Raw genomic sequence first — 24,313 nt, 5'->3', positions numbered from 1 at the left:
CACGTGGTCACGAACGCGAAGAGGCGGGCGGCCGGCACCGCGCTGGCGCTGGTCGCGGCGCTGCTGCTCGCCGCCTGCGGCTCGGGCGGTTCGGGCGGCGACACCGGGCCGATCAGGTTGGGCGGGCTGTTCACGCTGTCCCCGCAGCCGTTCGGCAACGACGCGCAGAAGATGATCCAGACGGTGTTCGACGAGGTCAACGCGCGCGGCGGGATCAACGGCCGCACCATCGAGTACCTCTCGGGCGACGACACCGGCAGCCCCACCGAGGCGGCCAGGCTGGCCCGCGACTACGTCGACAAGGACGTGGTCGCCATGGTCGGCTCGACCAGCTTCGTGGACTGCGGCACCAACCACGGCTACTACCAGCAGCAGGAGCTGCTCTCGGTGGTGGCGATCGGCGCCGACCCGTTCTGCTTCACCAGCCCGAACATCACGCCGGTGAACATCGGCCCGTTCACCTCCATCACGGCCGACCTCTACTACGCGTCCAAGTTCCTGAACGACAAGAAGATCTGCATCTTCCTGGCCGCCACCCCCGGTTCGAAACAGGCACAGCTCGAAGCGGTGAAACAATGGACGGCGATCACCGGCCAACAGCCGGCATTGATGGACGACAGCCTGCCGCTCACCGAGGCCAACTTCACCCCGTACCTGCTGCGCGCCAAGGACGCCGGCTGCGACGCGCTGTTCCGCAACGGCGCCGACACCGTCGGGCTTTCCGTACTGAAGGCCGCGCAGAACCAGGGAATGCAGAACGTCGACTTCCTGTTCGACGCCTCCTCCTACTCCGCCGAGCTGGCCCAGGCGTCCTCACCGCTGGGCATGAAGGTGTACCTGGCCAGTGAGTTCGAGCCCTACACCGCGCAGAGCTCGGCCAACGCCGGCTGGCGCGCGGCCGCCGAGCGGGGAAAGGTGAAACAGACCGCGTTCACCCAGGGCGCCTATGTGGCCGCCGACTGGATCATCGCGGTGCTGAAGTCCATCCAGGGCCCGATCACCCGCGAGTCCGTCACCAAGGCATTGCGCGCCGGCACTCCGTACTCCATTCCCATGGTCGGCTCGCCGCTGGTGTTCGGGCCGGGGAAGTCGCACGCCCCGAACCAGGCCATCAAAATGGTCAAGGTGAAGGACGGCAGCTGGGAAACGCTGAACAGCGACTTCTTCACCCTGCCCAAGGCCGCGGGCTGAGAGCGGAGCAGAGAAATGCTGCAGTTGTCCACCGCGATCGCCGGCCTGGTCGGCGGCGGCGCGTTCGCGTTGCTCGGCCTGTGCACATTGTTGACCTACCGGTTCGTGGCCGTCGTCAACTTCACCCAGGCCTCGGTCGGGGCGTTCGGCGCGTTCGCCATGGTGCTGCTCTACGAACAGGGCGTGCCGCTGGTGGTCGCGGTGCTGGTCGGGCTGGTCGTCGGGGCGCTGGCGCACGGGGCGATCGGCCTGGTGATGACCCGGTTCTTCGCCGCCGGCAAGGAGGAGGTGAAGGCGGCGGTCACGGTGGTGCTGTTCACCGCGCTGCTCGGGATCGGCGGGATGGCGTTCGGCGCCGCCCACCCGCACAACTTCCCCGACCCGTTCGCCCACCCGGCCTTCACCGTCGCCGGCGTCACGGTGGTGTGGACGGTCCTGATCGTGTGCGGGCTGGCGGTGGTGTTCACGGTGGTGCCGATGGTGCTGCTGGCGCGCACCCACACCGGGCTGCAACTGCGCGCGCTGGCGTCGCGGCCGGGCACCGCCCAGCTGGTCGGGGTGGCCGCGCCCCGGCTGGCGGCGATCGTCTGGATGCTCACCGGCGCCGCGACCGCGCTGGCCATGATGGTGGTGGCGCCCAGCTTCCAGAACGACTTCAACAACCTGAGCCTGCTCATCACCTGGGCGTTCGCCGCCGCCCTGATCGGCGCGTTCCACAGCTTCTGGGGCACCCTCCTCGGCGGGCTCGGGCTCGGCGCGCTGCAGGGCCTGCTCAGCTCGTTCCCGTCGCTGAGCGTCTACCGGGGCGTGCTGCCGCTGGTGGTGATCGTGCTGGTGCTGGTGTGGCACCAACGCTCCGCCCGCTGGGACGCGGCGGCGTAGTGCCCGAGGATACTGAGCTCGTCACCGAAAGTCGTTCGCGCGGCGAAGTGACCTCACTTCTTCGCCGCGCGTCTCGAGCCACACGTGTCTGAAATGCAGCTGAAGTTCGCGGTGCACGAACACATAGTCCTCGCCGATCCGACGAAGCAGCAGACACGAGGTCGCATAGTCGAGAAACGGGCGCAGCGGTGTAGGCAGCAGGCCATGCTTACGCAGAATCCAGTATGCGATTACCTGCTCCACGAGCGCGTACCCCCCGAAACAGATCGGCCCAAGAACCGCGGCGACGGCGACAACGCCGGCGAACCGGATGCCTACCTCCCCGGACACCGTCAACGCGACGACCACCGCGGGCAGAATGGGAGCGAGGACCCCGGCCAGTGCGGCGGTTCGCAACCCACTCCGAGCCGCCGCGCACGCCGTCGGACCCGGCATCTTCCATCGAGGCCGACTTGACTTCGCGGCCCCGCCAACGCGGGCGAGAAAGATGACTAATGCAGTTACATAAGCGACGATAATCCAAGGCACCAAGTAGAACAGGCCAACCCAGGAGTTGCATGCATAGTGCCCTGGCGTGAACGTCGGCATTGCCGGTCCGGTCGTCGACGGAGGATAGGTGAAACTCGGTCCCACCCACACGATGTCATGACATTCCGGCGAATTTCCCCAGAAGAGGATTTGGGGAGCTATCAGGCCGATCAGGATGATCCCGACGAACCTCCAACCGAACTCGTCGCGCGGCTGAGCCGGCGCCCCGCAGGTACCAATAGCACCCCCGAGCAAGCAGCCTCCCACGGCACCACCCCAGCCGAGCAGGGCGCCCGCGACGCCACCCAACGCTCCGGAGCCGACCAGCATGCAGACCGTCAACGCCAACCCGTTCGGCGTCGACCACCATCCCCCCTGCGTCCACGACCGGAATGCGGTGGGGACAAGTTCCAGGTCGACCACTTCTCCCATGCTTGCCAGGAAGGCCAGCCGGCGAATGCTCTGCCCCGGCTCGCGCCCGTCCGGCTGGCCACCACGCAACTGCCTGTGGACATAGGCGGAGTACAGCCGATCGCGCCGACCAGCAGCCAGGTCACCCGGCTCCACCCGTGAGTCGGCGTAGGTCAGCACGAACACGCTGAGCAGCAGCGGTGACTCCAGCAGCTCCCAGAGCGCCGGCTCGGCGGTGAGCGCGACGCGCACACCTCTGGCCGCCTCACCCGCGTCCACCAGAAAGCGTTCCACCTGATCGGGACGCAACGGCTGAATGGTCACGGTCGCGTAGCTGTCCACCTTGGCGTCGAGCCTTCGGTAGTCGTCCGCGCGGCAGCACACCACGACACGGGTGGCGCCGTGTTCCGCACGGTAGGCGTTGATCGCCTTGGCGCATTGGGCACGGTCGTCCGGGTCGACCTCGTCCAGACCGTCCAGCAGTGGGATGAGCTGTTCGCCCATCACCAGCGTGCGTGACCACCTCGGCGGAATGTCGTATCGAGCCGACAGCTCATCGGCCATCCACTCATCGAGCGGCTGCGCCGATGCCCATGAGGCCAGTGGAAATACCACCGGAACCGGCTGCGCGGCGGCGCCGGCGCGTCCCAGGAGTTGCTCGGCCAGCTCGAGCAACATCGTGGTCTTACCCCCGCCCGGCTCCCCCAAGATGAGAAGCAGCTTGTCGCTTTCATCAAAGACCTCGACGATCGAGGTGCTGGGCGCGACTGTTCGCGGCTCCGCGCCCGGACCCGCGGTGCGGAGACCCCAGGGGTGCGGGGCGTTCTCCTGCACGTTCATACCCAGCCTGATCCGGGCGGCGTTCCACAGTGACGCGTGCAGAACACCGTCGACCCAGTACTCGCGCACCCGGGAGATCAGCGCGTCGCGGACCGCCGCCGGAACGACGCGAGCCTCGTTCGACGTCCTCCTCGTCGCACGCAGGCCGATGACGGTCGTCGCCACCGCTCCCAAGCCGACTACCGGCCACGCAATCCACAGATAGGGCTCCCAGGCGGCCGGCAACTTGTCCGCCGCGACATTCTCGGCAATCGCGAGCAAGGCCAGACCCAGCGCTCCCAGGAAGATCGGGAGGGCAGTCGTCCGGCGCACCACCCGAATCTCCCATAACAGGCCCGGACCAGCGCCACCAGGCTCGGCCAGTAGGCGCCTGGGTAAGCCGGGTGGCGCATCCGCGCGTCGCCCGGCCTTCCGGTCTCGAGCCCGCCCTCGAGGCGGTCTTCACGGTGCGGACCCAGGCCACCGAGCGACCTCAGGAGCCACCAACGCTCCGCCCGCTGGGACGCGGCGGCGTAACCGGCTCAGCCCGGTGGCGTGAGGAACCCGTCGACGACGCGGCGGGCCATGTCCACGTCGGCACCGCCGTCGCCGCCGAGCCGCAGGCCGGTGTTCGCGGCCAGGAGCACGGCGACGATCTGGAACGCCGCCAGCTCGACGTCCGGCTCGGCGATCTCCCCGGCGCGGACGGCCTCGCGCAGCTCGCCGGCGATGAGCGCGCGCCAGTCCCGGTGGTAGCCGAACAGGACGTCGCGCACCTCGCCCGGCCGGCCGTCGAACTCGGCCAGGTTCGCCGCCCAGAAGCAGCCGCCGGGGAACACCGGCGCCTCCACGTAGGCGATCCAGCGCTCGATCAGCGCCCGCAGCCGAGCAACGCCGCGCGGCGCCTCCGACGCGGGCCGCACGACCGCGTCCAGGAACGTCTCGCGCGCGGACTCGACGGCGGCGACCTGCAGCCGCTCCTTGGTCCCGAACAGGGTCTGCACGCCGCTCTTGCTCAGCCCGAGGTCGGTGGCCAGCCGGCCGATGCTCAGCCCGTTGAGCCCCTCCACCGAGGCCATGTCGGCGGCGCGGCGCGCGATGGTCCGCCTGGTCCGCGCGCCCCGCACCAGCCGTTGGTCGACCGTGCCCGCCCGCGCGCCCATCGTCTGTCCTCCCGTTTTCGTACAAACTATACGACCGGTCGTCCGCTATAACCGCTACCCGCCGTCGGACCGCACCGCCCGGTCGAGCCAGAGCTCCTCCAGCGCCGCCCGCAGCTCGCGCCCGTGCTCGCGCCACAACGCCAACGCACCCAGGTTGTCGTCCAACTGCTCCCGGCTGGTGACGCCGAACAGCACGTTCCCCACCGCCGGGTGCCCGAGACAGAACGCGACGGCCGCCTGCGCCGGGGACGCGCCGAACCGCGCGGCGATCTCCGCGACCGCGCCGGCAGCCTCCCGTATCGACTCCCGGATCCCGCCGGGGTCGGCGCCGATCTTGCGCGTCGGAAATGCCTTCCCGACCAGGATCCCGCCCTCGAACACGTCGGATGCCTGCAATGCGAGCCTTCCGGCGGCGAAATGCGCGCCGTATGCGCTGCCCTCGGCCATCGACCGCCGCGCGACGCTGTACTTGAGCTGGGCGAATTCCGGCGGCGTGAGCCCTTCCCTTTCGGCGAACTCGATGGCGAGGTCCAGGTCGGCGGCCTTCCAGTTGTTCACCCCCCAGCCGTCGAACCGCCCGGCCCGGATCAGGTCGGCGACGTCGGTGACGATCCGAGGGATGTCCGGCCGCTCGCGGTAGTCACCGACCACCACCGCGTCGGCCCGGTCCACCCCGATCCGGTCCAGCGACGTCGACATCTGGTCGGCGAAACTCACCGTCGGGTATTCCCACAACCAGAGCTTTCCGCACAACTGATACTCGTCGCGGGACACGCCGGCCTCCCGTATCGCGGACCCGAAAATGAGATCGGTACGCGACTGCTCGGCATGCGGACCCATGTTGTAATGCGCGACGTCGAAAAGCGTGACACCCACGTCCAGGCAATACCGGATCAACGCGACCACGTCGTCGAACGCCATCCGGTCCCAGGTGTTCCACGACCCCAGCCCGAACAGCGAGGTGCCGCCCGACCCGAGCCGTCCGGCGGGTACCTGTTCCATGTCGCGCCCCCTTGACATGCGATTTTATTCTACGATCGTAGACCAGAACCCGCCGTTGGGAGGCCCATGCCCAGGACAGTCGTGGTGACCGGAGGCGCCGGCGGCATCGGCCGGGCCGTCGCCGAGGCATTCCTCGCCCGCAACGACCGCGTGATACTCGCCGACCGCGCCACCGACCGCGCCAAGGACGTGGCCGACCGGATCGGCGCGGACCACATGGCCCTCGACGTCGCCGACGCCGCCTCGGTCGACGCCGCGATCGCCGAGCTGGAGCACCGCTTCGGCACCGTCGACGTGCTGGTCAACAACGCCGGCCTGAGCGGCGGCGCCGGCGCCCTGGTCGAGCTGGACGTGGCCACGTTCGACAACTGCGTGCGGGTGAACTTCCGGGGCACCTTCCTGATGACCAGGGCCGTCGGCGCGCACATGCTCACCCAAGGCGTCCGGGGCGCGATCGTCAACATCTCCTCGATCGGCGCCCGCCAGCCCACGCCCGGCCTCGGCCACTACGAGGCGACGAAGGCCGCCGTCGACGCGCTCACCCGCTCGGCCGCCATCGAGCTGGCCCCGCACGGCATCCGCGTCAACGCCGTGGCCCCCGGCCCGGTCGTCACCCCCATGACCGAGCGCCTCACCACCAACCCCGAGGCCCGCCGGCGCTGGGAGGCCCGCATCCCCCTCGGCACCATCGCACAGGTCACCGACATCGCCCCCGCCGTGGCCTTCCTGGCCTCCGACGAGGCCCGCCACATCACCGGCGCCGTGCTCCAGGTCGACGGCGGCCAACTGCTCACCTGATTTTCTTCAACGTATGTAGACTAAACGCCCGGCTAGCTCGGCCAACGGAGGGTGACGATGGCTTCGAAGACGGCGCTGCCGACAGCGCTGCCGACTGAGCTGCCGACGACGACCGGGGCCGCCGTGCTGACCGAGCACGGCAAGCCGCTGGAGCGTCAGGAGCTGCCGCTTCCGAAGGAGGTCGAGCCGGGCGCGGCGCTGGTGCGGATCACCTGCGCCACGCTGTGCGGCACGGACGTGCACCTGTGGAGCGGCCGGATGTCGCTGCCGGACATGTTGCCCATGGTGCTCGGGCACGAGATGGTCGGCGAGGTGGTGGCCGCCGGGGACGGCACCGTCGACACGTTCGGCAGGGCGATCGCGGCCGGTGACCGGATCGGCTGGTCGGAGTCGACCTGCGGCGAGTGCCGAGGGTGCAGCGTGCTGCGTGAGCCGGTGCTCTGCGCGCGGCGCGGGTACGGCTTCCGGCAGCGCGCCGACCGGCCGCCGTACGCGACGGGCGGGCTGGCCGAGTACTGCTACGTCACGCCGGGCGCGGCGAAGCTGATCCTGCCGGCGGACGTGCCGGACGGCTGGGCGGCGATGTCCGGATGCGCGGGCAAGACGGTGCTGCGGGCGGTGGACCGGGTCGGCGGGATCCGGCCGGGATCGACGGTGGTGGTGCAGGGCGCCGGCGCGCTGGGGATCGTGGCCACGGCGGTCGCGCACATCTCGGGCGCCGGCATGGTGATCACCGTCGGCTCGCCGACCGGGCGGCTGGTCACCGCGACCCGGTTCGGCGCCACCGCCGCCGTGCCGCTCGACCTCGGGGTGGCCGACCGCATCGCGCGGGTGTACGAGCTGACCGGCGGCCGGGGCGCGGACTACGTGTTCGACTTCGCCGGCGGGCCCACGGTCGGCGAGGAGGCGGTGGCGTTCGCGGCGCAGCGCGGCAGGATCGCCGTCGTCGGGTCGACCGGGCCGGCCACCTCCCCCGTCCCGCTCGGCACGATCATGGGCAAGGAGCTGACGGTGGCCGGCTCGCTCAACGGCGACATCGCCGACTACCACCGCGCGGTGGAGTTCTTCCGCACCTTCGGCGACCGGATGCCGTGGGACGAGCTGCTCAGCGAGCCGGTCGGCCTGGCGCGGGCCACCGACTCGGTGCGCGCGATGTCCCGGCTCGACCAGATCAAGGCCGTTGTGGACCCACGCCTGCCCTGAGAACCCCGATCACTCACAGCAAGGAGAGCGCATGTCAGCAGCGGGCTCGACCACCGTCCCCCGCCGGAGCATCGGCCGTTCCGGACCCAGCGCCGGCGTGCTCTCGCTCGGCTCCTGGCACACCTATGACCGGATGGACTTCCGGGACGCGGTCGGCATGCTCCGCGAGGCCGTCGACGCCGGCGTCAACCTGTTCGACGTCGGGGTGTACGGGCAGCCGGACCGCCCGCCGAGGGTATTCACCGACGTGATCTTCTCGGCGATGGTGCGGGCGGCCGGGCTGCGCCGCGAGGACTACCTGCTCTCGGCGAAGCTGTGGCTGGAGGAGTACCCCACCCGGTCGCTGCGCGACCAGATCGAGAACGCACTGCTGCGCGCCGGGGTGGAGCACGCCGACCTGGTCGTCCTCGGCGACATCCGCCACGAGGTCGACCTCGGCCAGCTCGTGCTGGACCTCGCCGAGCTGGACCACGCCGGCCTGATCCGGAGCTGGGGCGTGAACAACTGGTCGGCCACCAACGTCCAGACCCTGATCGACAGCGCCGCGTCCGCCGGCGTGGCCGGGCCGTCGATCGCCCAGCTCAAGTACAGCGTGGCCCGCCGCTCGATCCCGGACGGCGAGCCGTTCGCCCGGATCTTCGCCCAGGGGGTGTCGCTGGAGTCCTCCGACGTGTTCGAGGGCGGCGTGCTGCTCGGCAAGGGCGGCGGGGCCCGCCAGGTCGGGCGCGACCCCGGCGGGATCAGGGAGCGGATCGAGGGCTCGGTGGCCGGCGTCCGCGCGGTCGCCGACGAGCTGGGCGCCACCCCCGCCCAGCTGTGCCTGGCGTTCACCCTCACCCACCCGGCGAACGCGACGACGCTGTTCGGCGCGACCGGCATCGAGCAGCTGCGGGAGAACCTGGCGGCGGTGGACCTGGTCGAGCGGGTCGGGGGCGAACGGCTGCGCGAGCTGGTGACCCCGTTCTGGGCGGACCGTGGCGTCGTCGACCCGGAGGGGCCGTGACCGCGCGCGCCGGCACCGAGTTCGACCCCGAGCTGGCCGGCGCCCTGCGCGAGCTGCTCGCCACCCGCGAGCCACGGGCGCTGACCGCCGAGATCCTGGCCGAGGCCCGCCACACGGTGGCCGACGCGAACCTGACCTGCGCCGAGGCGATCGGCGGGCGCGCGATCACCTGGGAGGACCGGGTGATCCCCGGCAGCCCGGACCTGACGGTCACCATCCTGCGGCCCCGGCACCCTCGGCCCGGCGCCCCGGGTTTCTACAACATCCACGGCGGCGGCATGGTCCTGGACAACCGGTTCTCCGACCTGCCGAGGATGGTCGGCCAGATCGAGGAGTTCGGGTTCGTCGGGGTCACCGTGGAATACCGGCTGGCCCCCGAGCACCCGCACCCGGCGCCGGTGGAGGACTGCTACGCCGGCCTGGTGTGGATGGCCGAGCACGCCGACGAGCTGGGCTTCGACCCGGACAAGCTGATCATCGGCGGGGGCAGCGCGGGCGGCGGGCTGAGCGCGGGCGTCGCGCTGCTGGCCCGCGACCGGGGCGGCCCCGCGCTGGCCGGCCAGATGCTGCTCTGTCCGATGATCGACGACCGCAACGGCTCGCCGTCCGCGCTGCGCCACGCCGACGCCCCGATGTGGAGCAGGGCCAGCAACGAGTTCGGCTGGCGCAGCCTGCTCGGCGACGATCACGGCGGTTCCGGGGTCTCGGAGTACGCCGCGCCGGCCCGCGCCACCGACCTGTCCGGGCTGCCGCCGGCGTTCGTCGAGGTCGGCGAGTCGGAGGTGTTCCTGGACGAGAACGTCGAGTACTGCACGCGGCTGTGGCGGGCGGGGGTGCCCACCGAGCTGCACGTCTGGGCCGGCGCCTACCACGGCTTCGACCGCATCGCGCCGGACAGCGACGCCACCACGACCGCGCTCGCGGCCCGGTCGTCCTGGTTCCGCCGCACCCTGGGGGCAACGGCATGACCATCCGCGTCCCCTACGACCCCGAGCTGGTGGACGGGCTCGCCGCGTTCCTGGACCTGGTGGAGATCGTCCCGCTGCGCGCCGACACCATCCTGACCAACCGGGCGCACTTCGCCACGCTGGTGCCGCCGATCGAACAGCTGGTGGACGGCCACGCCGTGGAGTTCGAGCACCGCGACGTCCCCGGCCCGCCCGGCGAACCGGACGTCACGGTGACCGTGCTGCGGCCGGCGGGTGGTACAGACGGCCACTCGCCAGGGCTGTACCACATCCACGGCGGCGGCCTGGTCCTCGGCAACCGCTTCTTCGGCGTCGAGTCGCTGATCAAGCTGGTCGAGGAGCACGGCGCGGTGGCGGTGAGCGTGGAGTACCGGCTGGCCCCCGAGCACCCGCACCCGGCCCCGGTGGAGGACTGCTACGCCGGCCTGGCCTGGATGGCCGGCGCGGCGGAGGAGCTGGGCGTCGACCCGGCCCGCATCCTGCTGATGGGCATGAGCGCGGGCGGCGGCCTGAGCGCGGCGGTGGCGCTGCTGGCCCGCGACCGGGGCGGCCCCGCGCTGGCCGGCCAGCTGCTGAGCTGCCCGATGCTGGACGACCGCAACGACACCGGGTCGAGCCACCAGTACGACGGCATCGGCGCCTGGGACCGCAACAACAACCACACCGGCTGGACGGCGCTGCTCGGCGAGCGGCGCGGCACCGAGGGCGTCTCGCCGTACGCGGCGCCGGCGCGGGCCACCGACCTGTCCGGCCTGCCCTCGGCGTTCATCGAGGTGGGCGCCGCCGAGGTGTTCCGCGACGAGGCCGCCCGGTACGCCCAGCGCATCTGGGACGCGGGGGGCCAGGCCGAGCTGCACGTCTGGGCCGGGGGCTACCACGGGTTTTCGGGGTTCTCCCCCGAGGCAAGGGTGGCCCGGTGCGCGAACGCGGTGCGGGCCGACTGGATCCGGCGCGTGCTCACCCCGCCGCCGGGAGTGCCCTGAGCCGGAGCCTTGGCAGAATCCCCGCGTGGGGATCGTGCGCAGGGCTCGCGCCTGGATGCGCTACCGGCAGATGTCGCGCCGGCTGGCGGAGCTGGATCGGCTGGACCGTGGCGCCCAACGCGGCCGCAAGCGCCGGCTCGGCCGGGCCAACCTGATCTTCATAGGGTGCGCGCTGGCGGTGCTGGGACTGGTGTACGGACTGGGGCGGGCGTTCCCGAGCCTGCTGACCGGGATACCCGGCCCGTGGTCGGTGGGCGACAGCGCCCGCGAGCCCAGCCCCACCGGGACCGGCCCGCACGCCTTCCTGATGACCACGCCGACCGGCCGCCCCGTCGGCTACGACCCGTGCCGCCCGATCCACTACGTGCTGAACCCGTCCGGCCAGCCCGACGCCGCCGCGAACCTGGTCCAGGACGCCGTGCACCAGGTCGCCGCCGCCTCCGGCTTCACCTTCGCCGACGACGGCGTCACCCAACAGCGCCCCGACCTGTCCGGCGACGGCGGCGGCCCGCGATCTCCGCGCCAGAACGCCCAGCCCGTACTCATCGCCTGGGCCGACCGCGCCGAGTTCCCCCGGGTCCGGGGCGACATCGAGGGCATCGGCGGCAGCACCTCCCTGGAGCCCGCGGGCCCCGAGTCCGCCCGCTACGTCACCGGCCAGGTGGTCCTCAACCGCGACGGCCTCGCCGAGCTCCTCAACCGCCGCGACGGCTACGTCCGGGCCCGCGCGATCGTCATGCACGAGCTGGGCCACCTGGTCGGCCTCGACCACGTGAACGCCCCCGGCGAGCTGATGGCACCCAACTACACCGGCCTCGCCGGCTTCGGCCCCGGCGACCGAGAAGGCCTCGCCAGGCTCCGAGCCAGCCCGTGCTGGTGAGGCAACCGCCGCTCGTTTTCTCGATCGAATGGTGACAGGCTTTACTTTCCTGGGCATGATGGTCCGATCGGTGTTCACGGAATCGTCCATGGGAAACCACCGTCACAATGACCGACCCGGAGGGGACAGAGCCGCCCGCCCCAGATCCGCATGCCCTTGACCTGCGCGGAGCTCAGGGCGTGCTCATCGGTGACTTCGGCGTCCAGATCAACTACTACAACGGCACCTGGACCGCTACGCGCGTTTCCCCGCCGCTGGCCGACGAGTCCGGAGAGATCGAATCGCCGTATCGCGGCCTGAGCCAGTTCGAACAACGGGACGAGAGGTTCTTCTTCGGGCGCGAGACAGCCGCCAAGGAATTGGTGGGCCGAATTTCTGAACAGCTCGACACATCGGGGCTGCTTGTCGTTTCCGGTGTCTCGGGAGCGGGCAAGTCCTCGCTACTGCGCGCCGGCGTGCTCCCCCGCATCCGCGCCGGCGAGCTGGCCGCGCCAGGCTCGGACTCCTGGCCGCGCCTGGTGCTCACCCCCACCGCCAGCCCGCTCGACGAGCTCGCCGCCAAGATCGCGCCGATCGCCCGGACCGAACCGGCCATCATCCGCACCAACCTCACCGACGACCCGGCATCCTTCGCCCTCACCGCCCGCCAGGCCGTAGCCGCCCAGGCCCCCGAGCACGACGGCACCGACGGCCGGCGGCTGATCCTCGTCGTCGACCAGTTCGAGCAGCTGTTCACCCAATGCCCCGACGAGACACAGCGGCGCGCGTTCATCACCGCGTTGCGCGCCGCCGCGACCGGCCGCCCCGGCCCCTCTCGACGACCCGGAGCCCTGGTAATCCTCGTGCTCCGAGCCGACTTCGAACCCCGCTGCGCCGAGTACCCCGAGCTCGAACCCGCCGTCCAAGACCGCTACCTGCTCACCTCGATGACCGAGCGACAACTGCGCCTGGCCATCACCGAACCGGCCAAACGCGCCGGCGCCACCGTCGACGACGACCTGGTCGATGCGTTGCTACGCGAGATGCTCGACCCCGCGTCGGCGTCCTCACCGGGTGGCGCCCGACGTGTTGTCGTCTCAGGCGCGGGGGCGCTACCGCTGCTGTCCCATGCCCTGGACCGGGCCTGGCGCGGGCGCACCGGTGACACCCTGACCCTGGCGGACTACGAGCGCACCGGCGGCATCGAGGGCGCCGTCGCGGCAACCGCCGAACGCGCCTACGAGCGGATTTCCCCCGACCAGCGGGAGGTCGCCCAACGGGTCTTGCCCCGGCTGGTCGCCACCAGCGACGACGGTGTGGACACCGCCAGACCCGTCGCCCGCACCGAACTGACCGGGGGAGAGAACGCCGCCGACGTCGAGACAATCCTGGAAACCTTTGCCTCCGAGCGGCTGCTCACCTTGGCCGCCGGCACCGTCGAGATCACCCACGAGGTGTTGCTGACCGCTTGGCCGCTGCTGCGCGACTGGCTCGCCGACACGCGCACCCACCGGGCGGTGCGCACCCGGCTGCAGCGTGCCGCCGAGGAATGGAACCGCAACTCCCGGGACCGCTCGTACCTGTACCAGGGCACGCGGCTCGTCACCGCCATCACGACCGCCGACCGCATCCGCACCGATCCCCGCTACCAACCGCTGAGCAGGGGCGAGCACGAGTTCCTCCAAGCCAGTGCACGAGCGCGCGAACGCGTCGTCCGAACCCGGCGACTCGTCACGGCAGTGCTCGCGGTGCTCGCCGTGACCACCATGGCAACGGCGGGGCTCACGGGGTACTTGAGCAACCGAACCGCCGCGCAACTGGCGCGGGTCAATGCGGAGGCCCTGGGCCGGGAGTCACAAAGCCGGGCACCCACCGACATCGCTGTCGCCGCCCAACTCGCCCTGGCCGCGTGGCGCTCCGACCCGACGAGTCCTCTGGCCCGCACCGCCCTGGCCAACGCTTACCTCGCCATGCCCACCCTCGACGCCGAGTTCGCCGATCTGACCACCGACCCGGCGGTGACCGTCGACCTCGGAGGCGACACGGCGGCGGTGTACGCCGCGAACAGTGTTGTCATCCTCACCGGTATCACCGGACCCTCTCCCCGGCGCTGGGAGATACCGGACCTCGTTCCCAGCCGGACGGACCTGAGTCCGGACGGCCGGTGGTTCGCCTACCTGACCAACGACAACAGACTCCAGATACGCGACGTCCCGGCTCGCTCCGAGCCGAGGACGGTGGCTACCGGCCAGCGCCCCGACGGATACCCCCGGTTCTCCTCGAACAGCAGCCGCCTTGCCTTTCTCGCTGGCGACGGCGAGCCGGGAATGTGGGACGTAACCACCGGTGCGACGATCCCCAACGGCGTCGGCACTCGGCTGGGCAACGACGTCGCAGGCCTGTGGTTCACGCCCGACCGCAACCAGATCCTGGTTCGGCACGGCTCGGTGCGGACGCCCGGCACCCGGCTGGTCCTGCATTCGCTCACCGACGGCGCGGAACTGGCCACGATGCCGCCAACGGCCATCGTCGCGCGCGACGGCGCGGAGGTTGTCTCCTGTGAGCAAGCCCAGGTCGACGACGACCTCCCGAAGCCGATGGTGACCGTGACGCACGTGGGCACGCCCCAACCGCCGACCCGGTTCGCTCTGGACGGACCGACGTGCCCCACCGGGAAGCTGTCCAGCGACGGCGGCTGGTTGATCACGACGATCGCGTCGCGCGCCTCGCAGACGGTGCTCCGGCTGACCGATCTGCGGGGCGGGCTGGAACGCCAGGTGATCGTCAAGTCGATCTCGGTCGACTTCGATATCAGGCGCCAGACGCCAATCTCCGTGGAAAACGCGCTCGGCGTCTCTTCGGCCGCCGGCGAGCCCACGGTGATGTTCGCCCACGGTACGTCGCTGTTGCGGCTGCGTACCGAACCTGCCCTGAAGGGCCTGGACAGGCCGATAACCCGCAGGCTCGCGGACGGCGGTCGCTACGTCAGCGTGATAAGTCCGAAGAGCACGGAGACGGCGAGCGGGGCCACCGTGGCGGTGGACGACGCCGCCTCCGGGCAACGCATCGCCACGATCCCCGGCCAGTCGAGCGGCACGAATCCCATTCTCGTGGGCAACTCGCTGTGGTTGGTCAACTCGTCAGACGGCCTCACGCGGATCGACCGGTACGACATATCGCCCCTGCGCATGGCCGCAACGTTCGTGCCGCCGGGCTCTGAACGACGGAGCCCCGGCTCGGCCATCGCCCTCGCGGAGGAACGCGCGACCATGTTGCTGACGATCTATGGCAGGGTGCTCGCCGCCCTGGACCCGATGACCGGAAGGCCGCTCGCGCCGCCAGTCACGCTGCCGCCCCGGGACGCCGTGGATGAGATCGGCTATGAGCAGCTCGTCGCTCGTCCTGAGCACCCCGGCCAGGTAGCGGTGTGGGGCCGGCGGGAAGTCCAGATCTGGGACGCGCGGGGCGGCGACCGGCTCGCGACGATTCCGCTACGCGCGGCGGAGAACAGTTCGATGGCCTTCGACCGATCCGGCAGGCGGATCGCCATCCTGACCGAGAACAAGACCATCGAAATCTGGGACGTCGAGTCGGTCGCACCGGTGCGACCGCCGATCGCGTCGGCCGATGCCGGCGCTCTCCTCGGGTTCGATGCGGACGGCTACCTCGATACCGTCAGCGCCCAGGGGGACCGCCTGGCGTTCATCGACACCGAGAAGGGCCAAGAGGCCGGCGCGATGAGCTCCGTGCCCGATGTGCGGACCGCGGCGGCCCTGCACGGCGCGCCGGTGGTATCGGTGGACGACACCAGAATGGCGGGAGCGCGCCCATACGAGCTGCCACTGACCGCTCAGGCCTGGCGCGACAGACTCTGCGCGGTGGCCAGCCGGCCCTTCACCGATGCCGAGCTTCGGCTCCTGCCCAGGGGCACCGATCCGAACCCGCCGTGCTCATGACCGGGATCGCGGGCAGGGGGTGTCACGGTGGGCGGCGGTGACACGGAGGGGGCCAGGGCACCCCGGCAACGACCCTCGTTCGATGCGCGCGGCGCCCGGGGCGTGCTGGCCGGCGACTTCGGCATTCAGATCAACATCTTTCACGGCACGTGGACCGACGCGCTGGCTCCACCGCCGCTGGCCGACGAGGCCGGGAACATCGACTCGCCGTACCGGGGTCTGAGCCGGTTCGAGCAGTGGGACGAGCGGTTCTTCCACGGGCGGGACGAGGCCGCCGCGAAGATCCTCGAGCGCATGGACAGATCGGCGCTGGTGGTGGTGTCCGGGGTCTCGGGCGCCGGCAAGTCCTCGCTGCTGCGCGCCGGCGTGCTCCCCCGCGTTCGGGCTGGGGCGCTGGCCGCGCCAGGCTCGGCAAGCTGGCCACGCCTGGTGCTGACCCCGACCGCGAACCCCCTGGACGAACTCGCCGAGCGGGTCGCGCCGATCGCGCGCGCCGACGCGGCCACCATCCGCCGGAGCCTCGCCGGCGACCCGGGCTCATTCGCCCTCACCGCGCGGCAAGCCGCCTCGGCCCAAGCCCCCGGGCTCGACTCGACCGCGGGCCGGCTGTTGCTGGTGGTCGATCAGTTCGAGCAGATGTTCACTCACTGCGAGGACGACGAGCAGCGGCGAGCATTCGTCAACGCGTTGCACGCCGCGACGAACGGAGCGGGCAGCGCCCCCGCGGCGGTGGTGACACTGGTGGTGCGCGCCGACTTCGAGACGCGCTGCGCCGAGTACCCCGAGCTGACGGCCGCGGTCCAGGACCGGTACCTGGTCACATCGATGACCGAACGGCAGTTGCGGCTGGCCATCACCGAACCGGCGAAACAGGCCGGCGCCCAGGTCGAGGACGGACTAGCCGAGGTCCTACTGCACGAGATGGCCGCCGCGACGTCCGCCGGATCGTTGCCGCTGCTCTCGCACGCCCTGGACCAAGCCTGGCGGGAACGTACCGGTCAGGCGTTGACCCTGGCCGACTACGAGCGCACCGGCGGTATCGAGGGAGCCCTCGCCCGGAGCGCGCAACGGGCGTACCAACGCCTCACCTCGCCCCAGCAAGAGACGGCTCGGCGAGTCTTCACCCGGTTGGTGGCCACCAGTGGCGACGGGGTGGACACCGCGGATCGGGTGCGCCGCGCCGAACTGGCGAGAGGTGACAACCCCGGCGATGTCGAGAAGGTTCTGGAAACCTTCGCCGACGCGCGGTTGGTCACCCTCGCCGCTGACACCGTCGAGATAAGCCACGAGGCGCTCCTCACCGCATGGCCGCTACTGCGCGACACCTGGTTGGAGGAGGTCCACGGTGACCGCATGGTGCACGCCCGCCTGCGCCTCGCCGCCGACGAGTGGAACCGAAGCCGCCGCGATCGTTCCTACCTCTACCAGGGTGACCTGCTCGATACCGCGACCGAGGCGGCCAACCGAGTCCGAACCGACCCTCGCCATCTACCCCTGCGCCCGGTCGAGGACGACTTCCTGCTGGCCAGCGCCCAGGCGCATCGGCTCCGCGTCCGGACCCGACGGCTTGTCATCGCGGTGCTCACGGTGCTGGCGCTCGCCGCTGCCGCGCTGTCGGTCGCCGCATCCATTCGCGGCGGCGAGCTCAGCACCCGACTCCAGGCGGCCAACGCGGAAACCCTGGGACGGGAGTCGCAGAGTCGGGCGCCCGCCGACATCTCCACCGCCGCCCAACTCGCGCTCGCCGCGTGGCGTTCTGACCCGACGAGCCCACAGGCACGCACCGCCCTGGCCAACGCCTATCTCGCCATGCCCACGCTCGACGCCGAGATCACCGAGCTGACCACTGCCCCGATCAAAGATGTCTGGGTCAGGGGCGACACAGCGGTGCTCACCGCCAGGCCGTTGACAGTTGTCACCGGCATCACCGGACCGGCACCGCAGCGCTGGGAGATTCCGAACCTCCCCACCGAGCTGCAAGGAGACCTGAGCCCGGACGGCCGATGGTTCGCCTACCTCACCAAGGACGGCACACTGCGGGTGCGCGACATCCTGACTCGCGCCGAACCCATGACCGTGGCCACCGGGCAGCAGCAGGGGTTCGTCAAGTTCTCCCCGGACGGCAAACGACTCGCCTGGCTCACCGACAGCGCTCAGACGAGCGTCGTCGAACTCCGGATATGTGAGCTCGCCGAGTGCGTGGCGAGGCATCCCGAGCCGCGCCCACTGCCGGCGGACCGCACGGTTTATGGCTTCTGGCTCACCCCCGACCCCAACCGAGTCCTCGTCCGGGATAGCGCCCCAAGCGGCCGTGACAGCCGGTTGGTCGTGCGTTCCGTGGCAGACGGATCGGAGCTGGCCGTCATGGCGCCCGACGCGGCGGTGGCACGGGACGGGGCAACGCTCGTCTCCTGCGAGCCGGCTCAGGGCAGCAGCATCTATCGCCGGCCGACGATGGTGGTGACCCAGGTCGACGGATCCGTACCGGCGATGCGGTTCAGCTCGGTCGAATCGATCTGTTCCTCACACGTCGGACTGTCCACAGATGGTGGCTGGCTGGTCGAGCAGGATTCGGCCGCGGCTCGATCTCACGGTCGGCTCCGGCTCACCGACCTTGGCAGCGGGACGAAACGTTGGGTGAGCGTCCCGGCGCTGGAGTTGACGAACACGTTCATTGGTTCGGCGCGGGCGCTGGGTGTCTCGACGGTCACCGGTCAGCCCTCGGCGCTGGTCGCGCACGGGACCTCGTTGCTGCGCATGCGTACCGAGCCCGGCCTGACCGACCAGGAAATACCGCGGTCGCGCCAGTTGATGGATGGCGACCGCTACCTCAGCCTGTACCCCGACACCCCGACGAGAGGACAGGGCACATTCGCGGTAGAGGATCGCGCCACCGGGCGTCGCATAGCGGCCGTCGAGGGACTGCCGCCCACCACGAGCGCGATCCTGGTGGGAAACTCGATGTGGTTGCACCACCCTGTCGACGGCCGTGTAGAGACCGACCGGTACGACATCGTGCCGCTGACCAAGGCCACCACGTTCGTAGCCCCCGGCCCGGCACTGGGCGGGCCTGGGACGCTGGGCGGGTCCGGGTTTGGTGCCCACTTCGCCACCGAAGGGAGCACGACCATGATGCTGGCGGTCAGCGGGGGCGTGCTCTCCGCGCTGGATGCCATGACAGGGCGCTTACTCGCTGCCCCCGTCACATTGGGGCCGCCCGAAGAGTTCGACCGGCTGTTCCGCGAGGTCGGGCTCACCGCCCGCCCGGGGCGTCCACCCGGCCAGGTCGCCGTGACGGGCGCCCGCGACGTCAAGATCTGGGACGCGCTGACCGGCCGCGAGGTCGCCACCATCCCGGTCCGGCCATGGGGCACCGACTCGGTGGCTTTCGATCCGACCGGCCAGCGGATCGCCATCCTGACCAACAGCAAGACCATCGAGCTCTGGAGCGTCGAGCCGGCCAATCTGCTCCAGCCTCCGATTCCTATGACCGACGGACGGTCACTTGTAGGCTTCGACGCTGAGGGCAACCTCTGCGTGCTGACCGGCAACAACGAAGCCCGGGTGACGTTTGTCGACCTGGCCTCGGGCAGGGAAGCCGGCTCGATGGACGGCGTCCCGGACGTGAACCTGCGACTGACGGCCGGAGATCCACACGCACCGGTGCTCGGCGTCAACGGCGAGCTGCCGTACGACCTGCCGCTGACGGCGCGAGCCTGGCACGACAGGCTGTGTTCGGCGGCGAACCGGCCGTTCACGAAGGCGGAGCGCGACCTTCTGCCGCCCGGGGCTGACGACAGCCCGCCGTGTTCGTGAGGCGGGGTCAGCGCAGGCCGAGGCGGGTGGCGTCGCGTTCGGGGCGGACGAAGATGACGGCCAGGGTGCCGCCGAGGAGCATGAGGGCGCCGGTCAGGGTGAAGGCGAGCCGGTAGCCGGCGGCGGGGGTTGCGGCCGCCTGGATGATGCGGCCGGTCAGATAGGGGGCGAGCAGGCCGGCGAAGGTGACGAGGCCGGTGCCGATGGCGAGTACGGCGCCGCGCTGGCGGGCGGGGCTGATCTCGGCGGAGACGGTCTGGCCGATCGCGAACGTGATGCCGCCGACGCTGAACGCCAGGGTGAGCAGCGCGATCTTGAGCGGGCCGTCCGGCAGCGGCGGAAAGGCCACCATGGCGGCGCCGGAGACCAGGACGCCGACCCCGCCGAGGACGCCCCGGGCCATTCGGCTGGAGACGCCTCGATGCATCAGCCACTGGGTCACCACGCCCTGGCCGAAGATCAGGACCGAGGCGGCCACCCAGGGCAGCGCGACCAGGGTGCCGGTGGCGGCGGGGCCGTAGCCGAGCGCGGTCTCCAGGTACGGCGGAACCCAGGCGACCAGCAGGGACAGCGCCCAGTACGCCGCGAAGCCGGCCAGGAATCCGCCGAGCCAGGTGCCGCTGAGCAGGATCTTCGAGTACGGCACCCGGGGCTCCTCCCCCGCGTCGTTGCGCACCGAGGCGACGGAGCCCTCCCGGCCGAGCAGCGCCCACAGCGCCACCCACGCCATCCCGACGGCGAACAGGGAGAAGAACGCCCAGTGCCAGCCGAACGTGATGATCACGGCGGTGAGCAGCGGGGCGGCCAGTGCGACGCCGAGGCCGGAGCCGAGGTTGAGCAGCGCGCTGGGCAGGCTGCGCCTCTCGTTGGGGAACCACTTGTGCGCGGCGTGCATCGCCACCGGGTTGGCCGGGCCCTCGGCCGCACCCAGGATCACCCGGCTGGCCATCAGCACGCCGAACCCGACGGTGCCGACCATGGGCAGCTGGGTCAGCGCCCAGACCACCGCCATGGCCAGCAGCACCCACCGGGTCGGCACCCGGTTGGAGACGAACCCGACGACGATCGCGGACACGCTGAACAGGAAGTAGAACGAGCTGGACAGCAGGCCGTACTCGGCGTGGGTCAGGCCGAGGTCGCGCATGATCGGGGTGGCCGCGAGCCCGAGCACCGCCTTGTCCGCGAAGTTGATCAGCATGAAGACCAGCAGCAGCGCGGTGACGACCCAGGCGCGCGCCTCGCGGCGGCCGGAGGCGTCGACGCGGGTACGGACGGTCAGATCGCCCATCGCAGCCGGCCCTCGGTGTGCGCGCGCAGTTGGGCGTCCAGGTCGTCGCCGGCCAGGACGGCGCGGGACTCGGCGGCCGCCCAGGCGTAGACGCCTTTGGCCATGGTCGAGGTGGCCGCCTTCTCCAGTGCGGTGAACACCTCGGCGCGGGCGGCGTGCGCGTCGGCGTCGCGGTCGTCGGCGTCCACCGCGAGCTGCGCGAGGTGGCCGGCCAGCCGGTGCTCGCCGGCCGCCAGCAGCTCGCGCGCCCGCGAGGCCAGCCGGGCGCTGCCGCCGGACAGCGCGGCGAGCTCGCCGGCCAGCTCGCCGCGCCGGGCCGGCTTGAGGCTCGCCGGGTCGCCGTCGTACCACCCGCCGTAGAACCGCCAGACGTTGCGCACGATGAACTCCGGCTCGTCGTAGCTGGGCCGCAGGTAGGGCTTGCGCAGCAGCTCGGCCGGCGCGGTCACGCCGTGGATCACCTCGTCGAGGGTGGCGCCGGCGTTCATCGCCTCGACCGTCTGGTCGTGCAGGGTGGTGAGCAGGTCGGCGGCGTCGGTGAGCGCGGTGCGGACCCGGTCGGCGCCCACGACGGGCAGGCCGTGCCCGGGCAGCAGCAGCTCCGCGCCCAGGCTCGCCATCCAACGCAGGGCCCGTGCCCACTCCAGCGCGTAGCGCTGCACCTTCTGCGGGTTCCCGGGGTTCGGGCAGGCCCAGATGAAGAAGTCGCCGCAGCACAGGATGCCCCGGTCCGGGAACCAGGCGACGGTGGCGTCGTCGGTCTCGCCGCGCCAGTGCCGCAGGTGGACGTCAAGGTCGCCGATCCGAAGGGTGGCCGACTCGGCGTAGGTCGTGTCGGGGAACCGGTACTCGGCGGGCCAGCGGAAACCCGGGCTCTGGAACTGCCGCTGGTTGATCACCGTGTTGTAGCCGAGGGTGGCCTGGTAGCGGCGGAACCGGGGTTCCACGTCCCGGTGCGCGACCACGTTGGGCCGAGGCCGGCCGCGCGAGGTGGCCTCCGCGTCGAACGCGGCCATGCCGAACACGTGGTCGATGTGCCCGTGCGAGTAGATCGCGGTGTGCAGCGGCACGTCGGTGCGGGCGCGGACGGCGGCGAACAGCTCGGCGGCGGTCTGGGCGCCGCCGGTGTCGTAGCAGAGCAGCCCGTCGGCGGTGGGGAAGGCGTAGACGTTGCCGAATGCGGGCCACATCCACACGCCGTCGGCGAGCTCGTGCAGGCCCTCGGCGCGCAGCGTCCCGGAGTGGTAGGCACGGGCGTTGGCCTCGCCGCGCCACATCCGGTCGGCGTAGTCGAGCAGGTCGGTCACGGCGTGCCCTCCTCGGTGACGGTGATCAGCGCGTCCACGGCGACCAGCCGGTCACCGACGACGCACAGCGGGTTGACGTCCACCTCGGTGATCTCCGGGTGGTCGGCGAGCAGCCCGGCCAGCGCTTCGAGCACCCCGGCGGTGGCGTCGGCGGGGGCGGCGAGGACGGTGGCCGCCCAGGACGCGAGCTCGCGGACCTGGCCGTCGGCGGCTGGGAGCAGCAGGCCGCGCCGGGGTGCCGCGCCGTCCTCGGCCCGGTCGCCGCCCGCGCCGAGCAGCACGGCGGTGCCGTAGATCGGGTCGCGGACGGCGCCCAGCGCGAGCTCGGCACAGTGGTCGAGCAGGGGTTGGGCGACCAGGCGACGGCCGGGGTCGGTGGAGGCCGTCGCCAGCCGCCCGGCGACCGCCTCGGCCGCGGCGGGCAGCTCGGCCGCCGTCACGTCCAGCCGGACCAGGCCGAGCCGGGCGCGGTGCGGCACGTCCGCCGCGTCGCCCTTGACCACGAACGGGCCCGGCCACCCTCGGTCCCGTACCGCCGCCGTCAGGTCCTCGGCGTCGGCGGCGGACACCGTCGGCACGTGCGCGATGCCGGCGTCGGCCAGCAGCGGCGCCGCGCGCAGCTCGGTCCAGACCGTCCGCCCGGGCACGCGGGGTCGGGCGGGGCGCGGACGCGGCGGCACCGTGTCCGGCAGCAGCACCGACAGCCGCCGGGTGAGCGAGCCGATGCCGTCCAGCACCGTGTCCGGGCGGCCCAGCCGCTCCCGCTCCCCCGCCGGCGCGCACGTCCAGACGAACCAGGTGGGGGTGCGCGCGGCCGAGGCGCGCTCGGCGACGCGGCGGTAGGCGTCCAGGAACCGGTCGCCGAAGGTCAGGTACAGCACGACGCCGTCCACCTCGGGGTCGGCGTCGAGCACCCCGAGCAGCGCCTGGAGCCGGTCCACCCAGTGCCCCACGTTCCCGCCGAGGTCCACCGGGTTCGCGTCGGTGGCCTCCACCCCGCCGACCTCGGCCAGCCCGCGCCGGGTCGCGTCGGACAGCGCCGGGATCCGCGCGCCCAGCGCCGTCAGGTTGTCCGCCAGCACGCCCCCGGCGCCGCCGGACATGGTCAGGATCGCCAGCCGGGGTGACGGCGGCAGCGTGACGCCCCGGCGCGCGCACAGCACCGCGTCCACCAGCTGGTCGTCGTCGGCGGCCAGCGTGATCCCCTCCTGCCGGCACAGCGACGCGAGCAGCAGCCGGTCCCCGGCCACAGCCGCCGTGTGCGACAGCGCGGCGCGGCGCCCGGCCTCACTGCGACCGGCCGCGAGCGCGACCACCGCCTTGCCCGACCGGCGCGCCAGCCGGCCCAGCTCGCGCAGCCCGGCCGCGTCGCGCACCGCCTCCAGGTAGAGCACCAGCACCTCCACCTCGGGCCTGGCCAGCAGGTAGCGCCCGACCTCGGCGGCGCCCAGGCACGCCTCGTTCCCGGTGCTCGCGTAGTAGCAGTAGCCCACCCCGGCCCGCTCCAGCATGTCGAGCAGCACGAACCCCAGCGCACCGCTGTGCGACACCACAGCCACCGGCCCGGGCGGGGCCTGCTCGCGGTCCAGCATCGCCGTCGGCGACAGCCGCACCGCCGCGCGCCGGCCGACCAGGCCCAGGCAGTTCGGCCCCAGCACCGCCAGCTCGCCCGCCGCCGCCCGCAGCTCCGCCTCCAGCTCGTGCCCGCCGGCCTCGGCGAACCCCGCCGCGTACACCACCGCCGCGCCGGCACCGGCCTCGCGGGCCTCGCGCAGCACCCCGGGCACGGTGGCCGCCGGCGTGGCCACCACCACCAGGTCCGGCCCGTACCCGATCTCGCCGAGCGACCGCACCGCCCGTACCCCCGCCAGCTCCACCGGGCCGCGCGCCACCGCGACCACCTCGCCGCCGTACCCGCCGGCCAACAGCCGCTGCACGGTGATCCGCCCCCAGGACAGCCCCGCCCGGCCGGACACCCCGACCACCGCGATCGACCTCGGCGCGAACAGCGGCTCGCAGCGGTCGGTCTGCATGGGTCTCCCTGTGACGGGCGTCATGTACTACAACCCAACTCTGGGCCGTTCGCAGCCGGCGCGACAGCGCTCATTGTCCACTCTTCCGACTAACGTCCTGTGA

At 71.7% G+C, this 24,313-nt stretch carries 16 protein-coding genes; 10 read left to right on the top strand and 6 right to left on the bottom strand.

From position 1 onward, the window contains the following. The first annotated feature begins 3 nt into the window (after positions 1–3). On the top strand, positions 4–1,191 hold the full coding sequence (locus N912_RS0111740; protein ID WP_051580064.1) for an ABC transporter substrate-binding protein: 1,188 nt from the start codon (positions 4–6) through the stop codon (positions 1,189–1,191). A gap of 15 nt (positions 1,192–1,206) precedes the next feature. Beyond that, entirely contained in the window at positions 1,207–2,073 is an 867-nt protein-coding gene (locus tag N912_RS0111735) for an ABC transporter permease subunit (RefSeq protein ID WP_028922574.1), read from the top strand. A 21-nt stretch (positions 2,074–2,094) separates the two neighbouring features. Here N912_RS0111735 and N912_RS0111730 read toward each other — a convergent pair whose 3' ends face one another. From N912_RS0111730 to N912_RS0111720, 3 genes are all read right to left on the bottom strand, one after another. Further along, complete coding sequence (locus N912_RS0111730; protein WP_028922573.1) at positions 2,095–4,167, bottom strand: NACHT domain-containing protein; 2,073 nt, start codon at positions 4,165–4,167, stop codon at positions 2,095–2,097. 206 nt (positions 4,168–4,373) lie between these two features. Next, on the bottom strand, positions 4,374–4,994 hold the full coding sequence (locus tag N912_RS0111725) for a TetR/AcrR family transcriptional regulator (RefSeq protein WP_028922572.1): 621 nt from the start codon (positions 4,992–4,994) through the stop codon (positions 4,374–4,376). 54 nt (positions 4,995–5,048) lie between these two features. After that, positions 5,049–5,996 carry an aldo/keto reductase gene (locus N912_RS0111720; RefSeq protein ID WP_028922571.1) on the bottom strand — a complete coding sequence of 316 codons (948 nt, stop codon included), beginning with the start codon at positions 5,994–5,996 and terminating at the stop codon, positions 5,049–5,051. Positions 5,997–6,062: 66 nt separating this feature from the next. On the opposite strand from N912_RS0111720, the gene N912_RS0111715 reads away from it, so the two are divergent. The 8 genes from N912_RS0111715 (at position 6,063) to N912_RS60185 (ending at position 19,582) form a co-directional block, all read left to right on the top strand. Continuing rightward, positions 6,063–6,794 (top strand): SDR family NAD(P)-dependent oxidoreductase, encoded by a 732-nt coding sequence (locus tag N912_RS0111715; protein WP_037064231.1) that lies wholly within the window; start codon positions 6,063–6,065, stop codon positions 6,792–6,794. A gap of 57 nt (positions 6,795–6,851) precedes the next feature. Then, positions 6,852–7,997 carry a zinc-binding dehydrogenase gene (locus N912_RS0111710; protein ID WP_051580280.1) on the top strand — a complete coding sequence of 382 codons (1,146 nt, stop codon included), beginning with the start codon at positions 6,852–6,854 and terminating at the stop codon, positions 7,995–7,997. A 31-nt stretch (positions 7,998–8,028) separates the two neighbouring features. Then, the gene (locus N912_RS0111705) at positions 8,029–9,000 is read left to right on the top strand and encodes an aldo/keto reductase (protein WP_028922568.1); all 972 of its coding nucleotides are present in this window, start codon (positions 8,029–8,031) and stop codon (positions 8,998–9,000) included. Beyond that, a complete protein-coding gene (locus N912_RS0111700) occupies positions 8,997–9,968 on the top strand; it encodes an alpha/beta hydrolase (protein WP_028922567.1) in 972 nt (323 codons plus the stop codon). The genes N912_RS0111705 and N912_RS0111700 overlap by 4 nt, the downstream gene beginning before the upstream one ends. After that, positions 9,965–10,951 carry an alpha/beta hydrolase gene (locus tag N912_RS0111695; RefSeq protein ID WP_028922566.1) on the top strand — a complete coding sequence of 329 codons (987 nt, stop codon included), beginning with the start codon at positions 9,965–9,967 and terminating at the stop codon, positions 10,949–10,951. Before N912_RS0111700 ends, N912_RS0111695 begins: the two co-directional genes overlap by 4 nt. Before the next feature lie 25 nt (positions 10,952–10,976). Then, on the top strand, positions 10,977–11,831 hold the full coding sequence (locus tag N912_RS51275) for a matrixin family metalloprotease (RefSeq protein ID WP_156993447.1): 855 nt from the start codon (positions 10,977–10,979) through the stop codon (positions 11,829–11,831). 179 nt (positions 11,832–12,010) lie between these two features. Further along, positions 12,011–15,766, top strand: coding sequence for an nSTAND1 domain-containing NTPase (locus N912_RS60190; RefSeq protein WP_028922565.1), 3,756 nt, complete (start codon positions 12,011–12,013; stop codon positions 15,764–15,766). Positions 15,767–15,793: 27 nt separating this feature from the next. Beyond that, entirely contained in the window at positions 15,794–19,582 is a 3,789-nt protein-coding gene (locus N912_RS60185; RefSeq protein ID WP_342670848.1) for an nSTAND1 domain-containing NTPase, read from the top strand. A gap of 7 nt (positions 19,583–19,589) precedes the next feature. Here the strand turns inward: N912_RS60185 and N912_RS0111675 are convergent, their stop codons facing one another. From N912_RS0111675 to N912_RS0111665, 3 genes are read right to left on the bottom strand one after another with little or no spacing between them, the layout of a single operon-like run. Next, a complete protein-coding gene (locus N912_RS0111675) occupies positions 19,590–20,870 on the bottom strand; it encodes an MFS transporter (RefSeq protein ID WP_037064229.1) in 1,281 nt (426 codons plus the stop codon). Beyond that, the gene (locus N912_RS0111670) at positions 20,858–22,177 is read right to left on the bottom strand and encodes an alkyl sulfatase dimerization domain-containing protein (RefSeq protein ID WP_028922562.1); all 1,320 of its coding nucleotides are present in this window, start codon (positions 22,175–22,177) and stop codon (positions 20,858–20,860) included. The genes N912_RS0111675 and N912_RS0111670 overlap by 13 nt, the downstream gene beginning before the upstream one ends. Beyond that, positions 22,174–24,210, bottom strand: a complete 2,037-nt coding sequence (locus N912_RS0111665; protein ID WP_028922561.1) for an acetate--CoA ligase family protein — start codon at positions 24,208–24,210, stop codon at positions 22,174–22,176. Before N912_RS0111665 ends, N912_RS0111670 begins: the two co-directional genes overlap by 4 nt. Positions 24,211–24,313 lie beyond the last annotated feature (103 nt).

This window comes from Actinospineispora acaciae DSM 45401 (assembly GCF_000620785.1).
Taxonomy (GTDB): Bacteria; Actinomycetota; Actinomycetes; order Mycobacteriales; family Pseudonocardiaceae; genus Pseudonocardia; species Pseudonocardia acaciae.
This window is presented reverse-complemented; position numbering and strand designations above follow the sequence as displayed.

Coding starts and splice junctions, on each gene's coding strand:
- N912_RS0111735 (WP_028922574.1), top strand. CDS start 1,207: ATGCTGCAGTTGTCCACCGCGATCGCCGGCCTGGTCGGCGGCGGCGCG.
- N912_RS0111725 (WP_028922572.1), bottom strand. CDS start 4,994: ATGGGCGCGCGGGCGGGCACGGTCGACCAACGGCTGGTGCGGGGCGCG.
- N912_RS0111720 (WP_028922571.1), bottom strand. CDS start 5,996: ATGGAACAGGTACCCGCCGGACGGCTCGGGTCGGGCGGCACCTCGCTG.
- N912_RS0111715 (WP_037064231.1), top strand. CDS start 6,063: ATGCCCAGGACAGTCGTGGTGACCGGAGGCGCCGGCGGCATCGGCCGG.
- N912_RS0111710 (WP_051580280.1), top strand. CDS start 6,852: ATGGCTTCGAAGACGGCGCTGCCGACAGCGCTGCCGACTGAGCTGCCG.
- N912_RS0111705 (WP_028922568.1), top strand. CDS start 8,029: ATGTCAGCAGCGGGCTCGACCACCGTCCCCCGCCGGAGCATCGGCCGT.
- N912_RS0111695 (WP_028922566.1), top strand. CDS start 9,965: ATGACCATCCGCGTCCCCTACGACCCCGAGCTGGTGGACGGGCTCGCC.
- N912_RS0111675 (WP_037064229.1), bottom strand. CDS start 20,870: ATGGGCGATCTGACCGTCCGTACCCGCGTCGACGCCTCCGGCCGCCGC.
- N912_RS0111665 (WP_028922561.1), bottom strand. CDS start 24,210: ATGCAGACCGACCGCTGCGAGCCGCTGTTCGCGCCGAGGTCGATCGCG.